Source organism: Clostridium sp. OF09-36 (assembly GCF_003481985.1).
Lineage (GTDB): Bacteria > Bacillota > Clostridia > Lachnospirales > Lachnospiraceae > Brotaphodocola.
Genome location: NZ_QUMD01000019.1, coordinates 19,754 through 32,961 on the forward strand (window position 1 = coordinate 19,754; position 13,208 = coordinate 32,961).

Annotated in this window: 17 protein-coding genes; all 17 read left to right on the top strand. The window is 49.6% G+C overall.

Annotation, left to right across the window (positions count from 1 at the left end):
* Positions 1-720 (top strand): hypothetical protein, encoded by a 720-nt coding sequence (locus DXA97_RS13640; RefSeq protein ID WP_118720742.1) that lies wholly within the window; start codon positions 1-3, stop codon positions 718-720.
* Positions 721-758: 38 nt separating this feature from the next.
* Positions 759-1,880: a DUF4317 family protein gene (locus tag DXA97_RS13645; protein WP_118720744.1), complete on the top strand. Its 1,122-nt coding sequence runs from the start codon at positions 759-761 to the stop codon at positions 1,878-1,880.
* 23 nt (positions 1,881-1,903) lie between these two features.
* Complete coding sequence (locus DXA97_RS13650; RefSeq protein WP_118720746.1) at positions 1,904-2,350, top strand: hypothetical protein; 447 nt, start codon at positions 1,904-1,906, stop codon at positions 2,348-2,350.
* A 112-nt stretch (positions 2,351-2,462) separates the two neighbouring features.
* A complete protein-coding gene (locus tag DXA97_RS13655) occupies positions 2,463-3,287 on the top strand; it encodes a terminase small subunit (RefSeq protein ID WP_118720748.1) in 825 nt (274 codons plus the stop codon).
* A complete protein-coding gene (locus DXA97_RS13660) occupies positions 3,277-4,728 on the top strand; it encodes a terminase (RefSeq protein WP_118720750.1) in 1,452 nt (483 codons plus the stop codon). Before DXA97_RS13655 ends, DXA97_RS13660 begins: the two co-directional genes overlap by 11 nt.
* A 5-nt stretch (positions 4,729-4,733) precedes the next feature.
* Positions 4,734-6,212: a phage portal protein gene (locus DXA97_RS13665; RefSeq protein ID WP_243107663.1), complete on the top strand. Its 1,479-nt coding sequence runs from the start codon at positions 4,734-4,736 to the stop codon at positions 6,210-6,212.
* Positions 6,164-6,895 (top strand): phage minor head protein, encoded by a 732-nt coding sequence (locus DXA97_RS21005; RefSeq protein WP_243107664.1) that lies wholly within the window; start codon positions 6,164-6,166, stop codon positions 6,893-6,895. The genes DXA97_RS13665 and DXA97_RS21005 overlap by 49 nt, the downstream gene beginning before the upstream one ends.
* 91 nt (positions 6,896-6,986) lie before the next feature.
* The gene (locus DXA97_RS13670; RefSeq protein ID WP_118720752.1) at positions 6,987-7,652 is read left to right on the top strand and encodes an HK97 family phage prohead protease; all 666 of its coding nucleotides are present in this window, start codon (positions 6,987-6,989) and stop codon (positions 7,650-7,652) included.
* A gap of 13 nt (positions 7,653-7,665) precedes the next feature.
* On the top strand, positions 7,666-9,291 hold the full coding sequence (locus DXA97_RS13675) for a phage major capsid protein (protein WP_243107665.1): 1,626 nt from the start codon (positions 7,666-7,668) through the stop codon (positions 9,289-9,291).
* Between the two features lie 15 nt (positions 9,292-9,306).
* Positions 9,307-9,714, top strand: coding sequence for a hypothetical protein (locus DXA97_RS13680; protein WP_118720754.1), 408 nt, complete (start codon positions 9,307-9,309; stop codon positions 9,712-9,714).
* 10 nt (positions 9,715-9,724) lie between these two features.
* Positions 9,725-9,850, top strand: coding sequence for a hypothetical protein (locus DXA97_RS21625; protein ID WP_279221177.1), 126 nt, complete (start codon positions 9,725-9,727; stop codon positions 9,848-9,850).
* Entirely contained in the window at positions 9,819-10,466 is a 648-nt protein-coding gene (locus tag DXA97_RS13685) for a phage gp6-like head-tail connector protein (protein WP_118720756.1), read from the top strand. The genes DXA97_RS21625 and DXA97_RS13685 overlap by 32 nt, the downstream gene beginning before the upstream one ends.
* The gene (locus DXA97_RS13690; protein WP_118720758.1) at positions 10,466-11,218 is read left to right on the top strand and encodes a hypothetical protein; all 753 of its coding nucleotides are present in this window, start codon (positions 10,466-10,468) and stop codon (positions 11,216-11,218) included. Before DXA97_RS13685 ends, DXA97_RS13690 begins: the two co-directional genes overlap by 1 nt.
* A 34-nt stretch (positions 11,219-11,252) precedes the next feature.
* Positions 11,253-11,621 carry a hypothetical protein gene (locus tag DXA97_RS13695; protein WP_118720760.1) on the top strand — a complete coding sequence of 123 codons (369 nt, stop codon included), beginning with the start codon at positions 11,253-11,255 and terminating at the stop codon, positions 11,619-11,621.
* Complete coding sequence (locus tag DXA97_RS13700) at positions 11,618-12,148, top strand: hypothetical protein (protein WP_118720762.1); 531 nt, start codon at positions 11,618-11,620, stop codon at positions 12,146-12,148. The genes DXA97_RS13695 and DXA97_RS13700 overlap by 4 nt, the downstream gene beginning before the upstream one ends.
* Complete coding sequence (locus DXA97_RS21010) at positions 12,138-12,545, top strand: hypothetical protein (protein ID WP_243107666.1); 408 nt, start codon at positions 12,138-12,140, stop codon at positions 12,543-12,545. The genes DXA97_RS13700 and DXA97_RS21010 overlap by 11 nt, the downstream gene beginning before the upstream one ends.
* On the top strand, positions 12,500-13,201 hold the full coding sequence (locus tag DXA97_RS13705; protein WP_243107667.1) for a DUF3383 family protein: 702 nt from the start codon (positions 12,500-12,502) through the stop codon (positions 13,199-13,201). Before DXA97_RS21010 ends, DXA97_RS13705 begins: the two co-directional genes overlap by 46 nt.
* The last annotated feature ends 7 nt before the right edge of the window (positions 13,202-13,208 follow it).

Sequence of the window (13,208 nt, forward strand, 5' to 3'; positions counted from 1 at the left end):
ATGGAGATCACAAAACGAGAGATTCTGGCCAGCATAACAATCATAGCAGTGATGCTGATTCTGGGTTTTACGATAGCTGGACGGATTGATGCATGGCAGATCCAGAAAAACCAGGAATACAACACTGCCCTGCAGATTACAGATCCGGACCAGTTCCGGTATGGAATGGATACATCTGTAGGTCATGCGTTTGTTTATGGCACATTGGAGGCAGTCGATCCTGTGACGTATCCAGAGATTGGTGGAGCATACCTGTACGTAGAAAAAGAAGAGGAACACTACACCAGGCATGAAAGAGAAGTTACAGAAAAAGACAGCCAGGGAAAAGAACATACACGAATTGAGGTGTATTGGACGTGGGATTTATACAAAAGCGAATCCATCCATAGTCAGCGAATCCGGTTTCTCGGCATGGAGATGGATTATAAAAAGATAGTAAGACCTTGCACAGCTTACATAGATACGATTAAAGAGTCACGGAAGGTCAGGTTTAACTATTACGGAAAACCGGTAAAAAGCGTAGGAACGATTTACGCAGATCTGAGGGACGGGGAAATACCAGACGGTACCGTATTACGAGTAAATACTGGCATTGAGGAGGCTTTGAAAGAAGTAACAATGTCGATCACATGGATTTTTTGGGTGGTTTGGATTATCTTAACATGTGCGATTGTGTATTTATTCTATTATGCGGACAATGACTGGTTAAATAGGAACTAAAAACCGAAAAGTTGCACCGGTGCAACGGAAAGGAAAACATGAAAAAAAGAGAGATTGCAGAGATAAAAAAGCAGTTTAAAGCAACCGAATGCTCTATCACGCGCCTGCGCGGATGCTACGTCAATCCTGACGGAGAACCGGAAGCATGGATCAATAAGCCGTTTATGAGCCTTCCGGAGGAGGAAATGTTTAAATATCTCAGAATGGGAGCGGACTGCCTGCGCGGTAAACTGGGAGATAAGCTGCACAACCTGGCAGCAGAGCCGGAAAATCTGGAATTTGGAGAAAAATTGGAGTGGCTTCGCAAAACGCGTCTCAAAGATGATGAAGTATTTGAGGATTTTTGTGCAAAGGTAATGGAGAGCAACCGAGAGTGGGTAGGCGGCCATATTATTCTGGCTATGCACAGCGTGTATGATATTCCTGGAGTAACAAACGACGGAATTGAAATGGAGGATGCATCAGAATCGGTATATGAGTATGTCATGGTTTGCATCTGCCCGGTGGCAAGACCAATACCGTACATAGGATACAATGAGGACAAGCATGTATTTGAGCGGACAGTTCCACCTCTTGCGATTCTGGGTCCAAAACTGGGAATCTTATATCCGGCATTTAACGACCGTCGGGCGGATCCACACGGAGCATTGGTATTCCAGGACAATCCAAACACAGGTAATGCTACCATAAAGGGCCTGTTTAACTGCAGCATAGGGAGAACAGATAAACAGAAAAAAGAGGCATTAGAAAATGTAATGCAGAGAATCTTATCGGGACGAAGTGAATTTTGGCAGCTGAAAGACATTTATGAGCGTATCATAAACCGGTTATTGGAGTGGAACAAAGAAGATGATCTTATGCTGACGAAAAAAGATATCAGGGCTATACTGGAAGAGGCCGGAGCGGCTCTGGAAACTCTGGAAGAATTTGACGATATTTGGGATGAATTTTTTGGTGAGGAAGAAACCTTGCCGGCAAAAAAGATCGTGGATGAAAAGAAACTGAAAGTCGAAACGGACGGTGCAGTAATCAACGTAAAGCCAAGCGGTCTTGGAAAAGTCACCGTGGAGCATGCAAATGGGGAAAAGTATCTTACGATCCAGATAACGGGCCGAACAGAGGTAAATGGAGTGCCGGTAAAAGAAACCGATAAGCAGTAAAAGACAGACGGAGGGTGTGCAAGATGGACAGATCAGCGGAAAATGAGCGTAAGAAAGAGTTTTTGCGCTCCTACAGAAAGAGAAAGAAGCATATAGCAGCACTGGTGGATCAGTTAGAAGAACTCAAAGCCGCAAAGCGTGGGGCATCATCCTGTGGAGTGGGAGACGGAATGCCTCATGCACATAACCAGACAGATCTGTCAGATTATGTAGTGAAGTTGGAAGAACTGAAAGAGGACATCATCCATGAGCGCTATCTTTTGGTAAATGATGCAACAGAAGTGGCAAAAGCAATTCGAAAACTGAAAGACAGTGATGAGGTTTATGTACTGACAAAAAGGTATATGCTGGGCTGGGATTGGGACAAAATTGCTGACGGAATTGGATATGCGCTCAGAAATGTGCATTACATCCATAGTCGAGCACTGAAAAATCTGGAGATTCCGGATGCGTGGGGGCAGCAGGATTAGAAAACTTTGCATTGTTTTGCACACCTGACATGTGGTATAGTGTAGAATATATTTATGGGAATCCAAAAACGGATTCCCATTTTTTATATCCAAAGAACGGAAGGTGAGGTGATTGGCCAGGACAAGGAGTCCCAACCGGGACAAAGCGTATCAGTTATGGATTGAGAGTGGAAAAAAGAAAAAGCTGAAAGACATCGCAGCAGAACTCCAGGTATCAGAATCGCAGGTTCGGAAGTGGAAAAATCAGGACCAATGGGAAGACCAAAAAGAAAAAGTAACGTTACCAAATTCCAATGGTAACGTTACCATTGGAAAAAAGCACCCCAAAGAGGATGTAGAGGAGACCATTGAGAATGGTGAGCTGACAGCGCGGCAGCAGCTATTTTGCTTGCTTTACGCGAAATCACTCAATGCTACAAGGGCATACATGAAAGCCTATGAATGTCCATACGAATCAGCCTTGGCAAACAGCTCAAGATTGATAGGAAATGATAGGATAAAAGACGAAATCAAACGACTGAAAAAAGAACGGTTTGAGAACCAGCTTTTTGATGAGCATGATATATTCCAGTGGTACCTGGACATAGCCACAGCGAGCATCACGGATTACCTAAAATTTGGTAGACGAGAGGTCCAGGCCATGGGAGCATTTGGACCGATCGTGGATAAAAAGACCGGGGAACCGGTCATGAAGACGGTCAACTATGTGGACTTTATCGAGTCTGATCAGGTCGACGGCCGGGCAATTAAAAAAATCAAAAACGGAAAAGATGGTGCAAGCGTGGAGTTATACGATGCGATGCAGGCCATGGAGTGGCTGTCTGAGCACATGTCTTTAGGCACAGGCGGGCAGCAGTCCCTTGCGCAGACGATTGTGGGCGCATGGGAAAAGAGAATGGCAAAGCAGAGAGAGGACGGTGCGGACGATGCTGGATGATAATGCAATATTGTATTATGCAGATAATCCGATTGATTTTGTGGAGGACATCCTGCATGCGACACCGGACGATAAGCAGCGTAACATACTCCGGTCTTTGAGAGACTACAGCATGACATCCGTGAGATCTGGACATGGTATCGGCAAGAGCGCCGTGGAGGCATGGTCTGTGATCTGGTTTATGGTGACCAGACCGTTTCCGAAGATCCCGTGCACAGCTCCTACACAGCACCAGTTGTATGATATCCTGTGGGCTGAGATCAGTAAGTGGATGCGAGGCAATCCAGCATTAAAAAAGGACCTGATCTGGACGCAGGAAAAGCTATACATGAGTGGACAACCGGAGGAGTGGTTCGCGGTACCGCGTACAGCAACCAACCCGGAGGCATTGCAAGGCTTTCACGCAGACCATGTGCTGTATATCATTGATGAGGCATCCGGTGTATCGGATAAGGTATTCGAGCCGGTTTTGGGTGCGATGACAGGACCAGACGCAAAGCTGTTGATGATGGGTAACCCGACAAGACTGTCGGGCTTTTTTTATGACTCGCATCATAAAAACCGAGGATCCTACAGCGCTATCCATGTGGACGGGCGCGATAGCATCAGGGTATCGAAAAAGTTTGTGGACCAGATCATTGAGATGTTTGGCGAGGATTCCGATGTCTTCCGGGTACGTGTGGCGGGAGAATTTCCGAAGAGCACGCCGGACTCCTTTATAGCAATGGAGTGGTGCGAGCAGGCAACCAAGCTGAGCATCGAGCCGCCGGAACAGAGGATCGATATTGGGATTGACGTTGCGCGATTTGGAGACGATAGCTCCGTGCTGTATCCAGTATTTGACAAGCAAAAGTCAGATAAGATAGAGCAGTACAACCACAACCGCACAACGGAGATCGCAGGATACGCGGTCATCATGGTAAAACGCTATGCTATGGAGTACCGAGAGGCATCCATACATGTCAAGGTGGACTGTGATGGACTGGGAGTCGGTGTATACGACAACCTGGAGGAGCAAAAGGACAGGATCATTGACGATATATGGGAGGATTGCTGCAGAGAGGACGGACTGGACCCGAAAGATGCGCATCAATGGGATGCATGCCAGAGGGTGCCAAAGCCAGACATCCACATCGTTGAGTGCCATTTCGGCGGATCCGGCGGTAAGGTGGATGAGGATGACCCTGTAGAATATGCCAACAGCACCGGACTGATGTGGGGAGCCGTCCGAAAAGCATTAAAGGCCGGGGCATTGCAGATCCCGGAAAATGACACACTCATGACACAGCTGAGCAACCGTAAATACAGAGTAAACAAAGACGGACGGATAGAGCTGGAGCGAAAAGAAGAGATGAAAAAGCGTGGGTTAAAATCTCCGGATATGGCCGATGCGCTGGCTCTTGCACTGTACGATCCGCCTGAGTGGACTGTAAACTGGTGATAGATATGGGATTATTTAATTTGTTTAACAGAAATCGGAGCAATCAGAGGGACCGCTTTGTAGGCGGAACAGAAAAGATGTATCCGAAGTGGACCACACCACCTGACCGAAACTCAGCGGAGTGGATGCGAAGTTTCGGGGAAAACCCGCGTATGGCGGTTGTGGACAAGATAGCATCAGACCTGTCGTATGTTCCGGGAAAGTTGTACCGGATCAACCAGGATGGAGAACGGCAGGAAGTGACGGATCATCCGTTCCTGGACTTCATGGCTCAGCCAAACCCGCTGCATGAGTTCACTGCGTCAGCGGTATGGAGACTGCAGGCCATCTATCTGATGCTCAAGGGCGAAGGATACTTTATCATCGAACGATACGGAGACGGTACCCCGGCGGAGCTGTGGCCGGTGCCGACACACTGGGTGCAGACAACACCATACATGGGGAATCCGTTTTATCAGATCAAGACAACGGACGGAGCCATCATGAACGTGTCTGTAGATGACATGTTTATCATGAGGGATCTGAAACCGCTGGATCCGTACCGGAGAGGTCTGGGCCAGGCGGAAGCACTGGCAGATGAGATTGAGATTGATGAATACGCGGCGAAGTTCCAGAAAAAGTTTTTCTACAATGATGCCACTCCGGGAATCGTTGTAGCAATGCCTGGAGCGAGTGACGCACAGCAGGAACGATTCCTGGCAAAATGGAAAGAAAGGCTGCGTGGAGCAGACAAGAGCCATAGCGTCATCACAATCGGAGGCCCGCCGGATCATCCGGCCACAGTAACAAAGGTAGCAGATAACATGAAGGACCTGGACATGGTCAATGGCCGGACCTTTGTGCGGGATGCAGTCCTGGAGCATTTTGGAGTACCCCGTGAGATCATTGGAATCACTCAGAACAGCAACAGGGCCACCGCCGATGCGGCGCAGTATATCTATGCCAAGAATGTGCTGACACCGAAACTGAGGAGCAGACAGGATGCAATCAATCAGCAGCTGCTCCCGGCATATGGGGATGACCTGGTTTGGGAATATGACGATATCATCCCACACAATCAGGAGTTTGATAAGGAAACGGCCCTGGATGGCTGGAATGCTGGCTTACTGACCAAGAACGAGGCACGCGAGCTTCTGGGAGTGGAACCAGCCAAGAACGGGGATATCTACAAGATGAATTTTGCTGACCTGTACCTGCAGTCAGATGAGGATCCGGTAGCAGTAAGCTCCGCATCCGCGAATATGCAATATGCCGATGGGGCACCGCCGATGGAAGAGGACAGGAACCAGGTTGAAATCGAACCGACTGAGCTCATTGAACTGGAGGAAGAAAAGATTCTGAGGAGGGCGGCGGAGATTAAGGCCAGGCGTATCAAGCAGCAGGGCGGAGCCTGGAGAAAGCCAGAAGAACCCAGGGCCGCAAGTTTGAGCAGGGAATGCAGCAGTATTTCCGGCAGCAGCGTGACCGCATGGAGCAGGCGCTGAATGGCTCCAGGAAGGCCGCTGATGAGAATGTATGGGATGCCATGGGAATTACCGAGGAAGAGTTCATGCAGCTGTCACAGGAGGAGCAGCAGGATCTTACTATGAGATTTGTCAATGGTCTGCTGGACTGGAAGGAAGAGGAGAAACTGCTGGATCAGATCCTGACACCGCTGTGGGCTGAGACCTACGATGCGGGAGCAGAGGATGTGATCCGGATGTACCGTATCCCATCTATTAACCGGCCGGAACTGACATCCGCGGCAAGACTGATGGGTGGCCAACGTATCACGAAAGTGACCCAGACAACAAAGGACCAGATTGCAAAGATTGTGTCGAGCGGTCTGGAGACTGGAAAAGGCCGTCAGGAACTGACAGAGGAAATCATGGATGCCATGAACACTACGGAGTCAAGGGCACGGACTATTGCAGCGCAGGAGTGCAATACAAGCCTGTTGGCCGGTAACTTTGATATGGCCCAACACGGAGGATTTGCTACCAAGACCTGGCATATTACCAACGTCAGCAAGGCCAGAGATACACACCGGGAGCTTAACGGCAAGACGGTTATGATATCGGAACCGTTTGTGACATCTAAGGGTAACAAGCTGATGATGCCGTGCGATCCAAACTGTACGGTAGCAGAAGAGACGGTAAACTGTCATTGCTTCCTGACCTACGATTAAAGCCGGGGAAAATTGAATAAGCGAGTAAAGAAGATCAGGGAGACCTGGTCTTTTTTATTTATAAAAATCTGGCAGAAAGGAGGAACCAAGCGTGAAGCACGAGACAAAGCGGCTGTCATTCAAGATGGACGAGTACGACGAGGAAGAGGGTATCTTTTCCGGATACGGTGCGGTCTTCGAGAATGTGGATAGTGGCGGTGACATCATCGAGCCGGGAGCTTTTGCGAAGGCGCTGGCAGCAGGATGGGAGCGGGTGAAGATCCTGGCTCTGCATAATGACTGCTGGCTGCCGATAGGAAAGCCTCTGGAACTTCGGGAGGATGAGAAGGGGCTGTTCTTAAAAGCAAAGATCTCAGATACCTCCATGGGTAAGGACATCAAGATCCTGTTAAAGGATGGGGTCCTGAATGAGTTATCCATTGGATATGAGCCGGTGGTCTTTGAATTTGACCAGGCAGGCATCCGGCATCTGAAAGAGGTGGATCTGTGGGAGGTATCGGTAGTTACCTGGGCCATGAACCCGGAGGCAGTCATTACGGACTATAAGTCCGCGACTGAGGAAATCCGACGCGAACTGAAAGAAGGACGGAAAATCAGCGATGCAAGATTGAAGTCTCTGAAACAGGTCAGCCAGTCTATGAAAGACTCCGCCCGCATGATCGATTCAGTAATCGAGGAAGCAGACGGCAAGAAATCAGTTTCCCGGAGAAGGACTCCTGGAAGCAGAAAATCAAGAGAAATTGAAATTGTATTTTAAGGAGGATGATAATTTGAGCAAATACAGATTAAACCGTAAAGCGGCAAGAAGAAAAAGCATGAAAATGGGAGCGGACGATCTGACTGATATGATCAAGGCAGCAGTAAAAGATGCTTTGGAAGAACAGAAAGATGATGACGAGCCGGAAGAGGGCAAAGACGATGACCTGGCTGGCATTGTGAGCGATGCCATTGATGCCATGAACGAGAAGCGCAAGGCGGCCAAGGCTGATGAAATCAGCGAGGATGACGCAGCAGAGATCGTGGATGCCATCGTGGATGCGGCAGACGGCACCAAGAGTGACGAGGTGGATCTGGAGACCGTAATCCAGGATGCCATCGACGATGTCAACGAGAAGCGTAAATCCCGCAAGGATGATGAGCTGGGTGACGGTTTTGCGGATGAGTTGCTGGATGCGGTTGCCGAGGTAATGGAGGATGACAGCGTGGAAGATGATGAGCAGAAGGGCAGAAAGAGCGCAGCTCCGAAACGTCAGAAGAAATCCGCCCGTCGTGCTCCGTCCAGAAAGTACAGTAATATCTTCCTGAATCGCAAAGAGGACCCGGGCGTAGTGCAGCAGAAGAATATTCCGAAGGAGATTGTGATTGCCCGTGCTATCAAGTGCATGGACATCCATGGAAAGGGTGATCCGGAACGTGCGGCATGGATTGCCCGCAAGAAGTATGGCGATAAGGACATGGAGCGGGAGTTTAAGGCAATGTCCGCAACCAATTCCGTTGGTGGCGGTTTCCTGATTCCGGAGGTATATTCTGACCAGATCATCGAATTGCTGTATCCGAAGACTGTTATCGTAGAGTTAGGCGCTCAGCCGATTCCGCTGACCAATGGTAACCTGAACCTTCCGCGCATGACCTCCGGAACCCGTGCACAGTGGGGCGGTGAGGGTCGTAAGATCGCAGCCACCAATCCGAAGTATGGAAACATCCGGATGTCTGCAAAGAGACTGGAGGCCATTGTACCGCAGTCCAGAGAACTGCTGTTAATGACCACATACTCTGCAGACGCGATGTTTGCGAACGATCTGTTCCGCCGTATGCAGCTGGGTCTTGATTTTGGTGGTCTGTATGGAACCGGATCTGAGTTCATGCCGATGGGTATTGCAAACAATAAGGGCATTGAAAATATTGACGCAACCAAGCTGGATAACACGGATCTGGCAGATGCAACCGGTAAGATCACTGCAGATTTCCCGGTATATGTATCTGCAAAGGCAATGGCCAAGAATATCGATGACGTCCATACCGGTTGGGCTATGAACAGCCTGCTGGAGGGTGTATTCAAAAACATGAAGACCCAGACCGGAGAGTATATCTATCGTGATGAGATGATGGGTGAGCATAAGCTGTGCGGAATGCCGTACCGCGTAAGCAACCAGATCCCGACCGATAAGAACGGAAAGACAGATCTGTTCTTTGGTAACTGGTCGGATCTCCTGATTGGTGATCAGATGGGACTGGAGACCTACACTACTCTGGATGGTTCATGGACCGATGAGCAGGGAATTACCCATAACGCATTCGAGGAAAATCTGTCCGCTACCCGTGCAATCATGTTTGATGATATTACTGCGCGCCATGAGGAAAGCTTCCTGTACTGCAAGGGAATCAAGGCATTTTAAGGAGGGTGAAAAAGAATGAAAAGAACACTGTTTGACAATGTGGCTGTTGTGATCGGTGCTGAAAAGGCTGTGGACCGCGAGGGATTTCTCTCCGCGGTCTTTGCTGTATCTGTAGGTGCTATTACTGGCACCCCGACTGCGGCCAAGCTGAGCGTGAAGGTGGAACACTGTGACACCGCAGCAGGCGAATTTGAGCCGGTACCGGATACCAAGATGGATCCGGACGCAACCACCTTAAATGGCATCCTGAAAGAGGTGGCGGTTAGCTCCGGTGATGAGCTGAAAATGAATCTGGATCTCCTGGGATGCAAACGTTATATCAAGATCACTCCGACTATTTCCTTTACCGGAGGCAGCAGCCCGGCAGCAGCTAACGCAGCGTATGCACTGGTTATGGGTGATCCGACCAAGGCACCGGTCTAAGGAGGTACCTATGGATCAGAAAAGTCGAGAAAATAAGATGGCTGGTCCGAGATGCAACAAGGCGGAGACTCCGGCCTCTTCCTTAAAAAAGGATGGTGAGAGCCATGGAAGAAAGAAAAAGCCTGCTGGCAGGTAATGCCATGACAACGCTTTCGGACCTGATGGGATTTATGGGGATGACAACGGTAGACGATGCGACAAAGGATAACCTGGAAAGGCTGATTAATGCCGCATCTGCGTACATCGAGACGATGACGGACCGTAAGTTTGCCCGGAAAGAGTATGTTGAGAACCATCACCCGACCGGGTACCAGGAATTATGCCTGAAACAGTATCCGATCAGGTCTGTGGCATCGGTAGTAGATACTGACTGCGGAAAGGTTATGGAACCGGATTCCTATTCCTATGAGGATACTGGGGAAATCGGTGTGCTGTATAAGGATTCCGGCTGGGCGCTCAGCGGATATTATGGCGGCCTGGCCAACGATATGATTGCGGTCAAGAGGTGCCTGCGGGTGACCTATGAGGCCGGATACATCATGCCGAAGGATGCCACCGCCGAGAATCTGTCAGATCTGCCGTATGATCTCCAGTATGTGGTCTGGCAGATGGTGCAGCAACAGTGGAATCTTGCCAACAATGGCGCAAATGGGCTGTCAGCTTTTAGCATCTCAGACGTAAGCTGGACTTTTGACAAGGAGCTGAGTACCCAGGTACAGAATGTAATCAACCGGTACATGAGGTGGACGTAATGACGATCGAGGATAATGTGACTCCGGAGCTTGAACGGATTCAGAGAGAATTGAAAAAGCTGAGTGAGGTACAGATACATATTGGTATCCAGGGTGAGAACGGATATGGAGCAGGTGGTGAGGGCCGGGAAGGAGCTCCGGCCGATATCATGACCATTGCAAACGTGCATGAGTTCGGAGCAACGATCAAGGCCAAGAACGTCAAGTACCTGGCCATTCCGATTGCAAAAAAGTCCATCGGAAAAAGTCCAATGGATTTTGAAGGGCTGTTCTTCCTGCGCACTGCGGAGGGCTATCTGTTTGGATGTATCAGCAAAGAGCGTAAGGGCGGGGCACCCAGGCAGACAGCACAGCCATCCGACAAAGAGCCGGACAAGAAAAAGCCGGGGAAAGACAAGACAAAGCGGAAAAAGCAAGATGATATTGAGTTTCTGTTTATCCTGATGGAATCCGTCAATATCCCAGAACGTAGCTTTATCCGCGCCGGATACGACAATAATCAGAAGGCCATGGAGGAGATAGCCGCCGAAGCAGTTTATCTGATCATTTTGTACGGCGAAACAGCTGAGACAGCAGCGAACCGGATAGGAATGAAGGTGGTCGGGATGATCCAGGAATATATCAATCAGCCGTTTAATTTTAAGGCAAAAGGAAAAATCACCAAAGCAACGACAAACTGGCCAGACAACCCGCTGATTGAGACCGGACGGCTCCGAAATTCGATCACATATCGGATTGAGGGTCTGGAGTAAAAGTTGCACCGGTGCAACTGGAAAGGAGCATGAGATGACGGGATTCGCATACGCACAGCCGCAGATTCCGACCGGATTGATGCATGAGATGTATGAGATTCAGTCAGGGGCGGAATTTAAGCAGAACAACGGAGGGCAGTACATCCCAGGGAAAGGAAAAGAAGAACCGTTTCAGGGTGTGGTGCTGCCGGTGAATGACAAAGACCTGGTGCGGGATGCAGCAGGAACGTACACCCATTGTACGGAAAAAATTTATACCAACGGTCATGCGCTCCAGAATGGGGCACGGGTGCGGGACAAAGATGGAACCATTTATACAGTGGTTCAGGAACTGGGGCATAACTCCATCCATCCGATGAAACGCTATCTGATTGAGCGGAAGGAGGCATCAGCAAAACGATGAACTTTTTGGAAATCAGAAACAGAATCGTGCAGGGGCTGAGTGAGAATCTGGGCTGCCCGGTGGTACTCAACAATCAGCAGAACCCGGAACAGGATCCGCCGTATGTGTTTTACAGCGTACTGCCGTATAACCCGGAGGCGGGGGAACTGGGGAACTACAGAACTGAGCAGGATGGAGACACCTATACTGAGTACAGGCGGGAGGAACCAAGCTGCAGCTTTTCCTTTACGGTCTGCAGCGTGGACCGTGAGGCAGGTGACGAGTATATCCTGGGAGAGGATGAAGCCTGTTTCCTGGCCATGAAGGCAGCAGGATGGTTCGACCATGTGGGATATGACTTTTTTGCAGGCATGGGCGTGACTGTGATTGATGTATCAACGGTGCAGGACCGCTCTACGCTGTTGGTGGATGAAGAGGCGCGGCGGTATGGATTTGATGCCAGAATCCGCTATGCGCATGAAGAGGCACGCAAGGTTAGCGTGATCGAAAATGTAGTAACAAAGAAGGGAGAGAACGATGAGCTCTAAAGATGTTGTGGTTGTTGTAAGTCTGGAACAGGTGGATACCTCAGTGGATTCCCTGGACATTCTCCTGATTTCAACAGCCGGAGAAAAGGCGGTAAAGGATTATACCGCATTAGAGGATATCAAAACCGACTGGGGAGAAACCAGTGATATGTATAAGATGGCCGCCCAGATGATGGGGCAGGGCAAGGCAAAACCGACCCCGGCCTCTCTGATCAAAAAGGTCAGAATTGTGGGATTTGCAGAACCGGAATCAGCTTCCGCACTGGTAACGGCTATTAAAACCTTCCAGGAAACGGATAATGGCTGGTATTTGTTCCTGACGGACAAGGCCGAGGATGATTATATCAAGCTTTGGCCAAGTTTGCGGAGGACAGTGAGCCAAGCGAGGCGGAGCTGACCGCTGGTGTGGAGGATCACCGGAAGTTTTATTTTGCGCAGACCGACAACAAGGAACTGGAGGTCAGCAACCGCCGTTCGGTGATTGTGTACACTGAGGACCTGGATGAGCATATTGACGCAGCATGGATCGGTGCGGTAGGTCCGTGGTATCCGCAGTCCGTCACCTGGAAATTTAAGATGCCGACTGGGGTATCCGTACCGGCCCTGAAAGAATCAGAGCTTACGGCCCTGGAAGAACATCACGTAAACTGGGTAACCAACGAGTACAAGAAAAACTACATCAAAAACGGATGCTGTGCGGATGGCGAATGGATCGATGCTATCCTGGGAGCGGACTGGATCGCAAAGACCATGAGAGAAAAGCTCTACAATATTTTTATGACCAATCCGACCATTCCGTATACGGATGCAGGCTTTACCCAGGTTGCCGCTGGTGTATTTGAGACCATGGACGAGGCAGCAGGCTACGGAATCATTGCAACAGATGCGGAGTCAGGAGCAGGAGTATATACCGTGACCGTGCCGAAGCGTTCAGAGGCAACTGATAAGCAGGCTACATCCAGACAGATGCCGGATATTCCGTGGGAGGCTACGCTGGCTGGAGCCGTTCATGGTGTAAAGATTTCTGGTCGGTTAAAAGTATCAATGGATTAAGGAGGAT

Coding starts and splice junctions, on each gene's coding strand:
- DXA97_RS13685 (WP_118720756.1), top strand. CDS start 9,819: ATGGAAGAAAGAAAAAGCCTGCTGGCAGGTAATGCCATGACAACGCTT.
- DXA97_RS21010 (WP_243107666.1), top strand. CDS start 12,138: ATGAGCTCTAAAGATGTTGTGGTTGTTGTAAGTCTGGAACAGGTGGAT.
- DXA97_RS13690 (WP_118720758.1), top strand. CDS start 10,466: ATGACGATCGAGGATAATGTGACTCCGGAGCTTGAACGGATTCAGAGA.
- DXA97_RS13680 (WP_118720754.1), top strand. CDS start 9,307: ATGAAAAGAACACTGTTTGACAATGTGGCTGTTGTGATCGGTGCTGAA.
- DXA97_RS21005 (WP_243107664.1), top strand. CDS start 6,164: ATGCAGCAGTATTTCCGGCAGCAGCGTGACCGCATGGAGCAGGCGCTG.
- DXA97_RS13700 (WP_118720762.1), top strand. CDS start 11,618: ATGAACTTTTTGGAAATCAGAAACAGAATCGTGCAGGGGCTGAGTGAG.
- DXA97_RS13660 (WP_118720750.1), top strand. CDS start 3,277: ATGCTGGATGATAATGCAATATTGTATTATGCAGATAATCCGATTGAT.
- DXA97_RS13650 (WP_118720746.1), top strand. CDS start 1,904: ATGGACAGATCAGCGGAAAATGAGCGTAAGAAAGAGTTTTTGCGCTCC.
- DXA97_RS13665 (WP_243107663.1), top strand. CDS start 4,734: ATGGGATTATTTAATTTGTTTAACAGAAATCGGAGCAATCAGAGGGAC.
- DXA97_RS21625 (WP_279221177.1), top strand. CDS start 9,725: ATGGATCAGAAAAGTCGAGAAAATAAGATGGCTGGTCCGAGATGCAAC.
- DXA97_RS13640 (WP_118720742.1), top strand. CDS start 1: ATGGAGATCACAAAACGAGAGATTCTGGCCAGCATAACAATCATAGCA.
- DXA97_RS13645 (WP_118720744.1), top strand. CDS start 759: ATGAAAAAAAGAGAGATTGCAGAGATAAAAAAGCAGTTTAAAGCAACC.
- DXA97_RS13695 (WP_118720760.1), top strand. CDS start 11,253: ATGACGGGATTCGCATACGCACAGCCGCAGATTCCGACCGGATTGATG.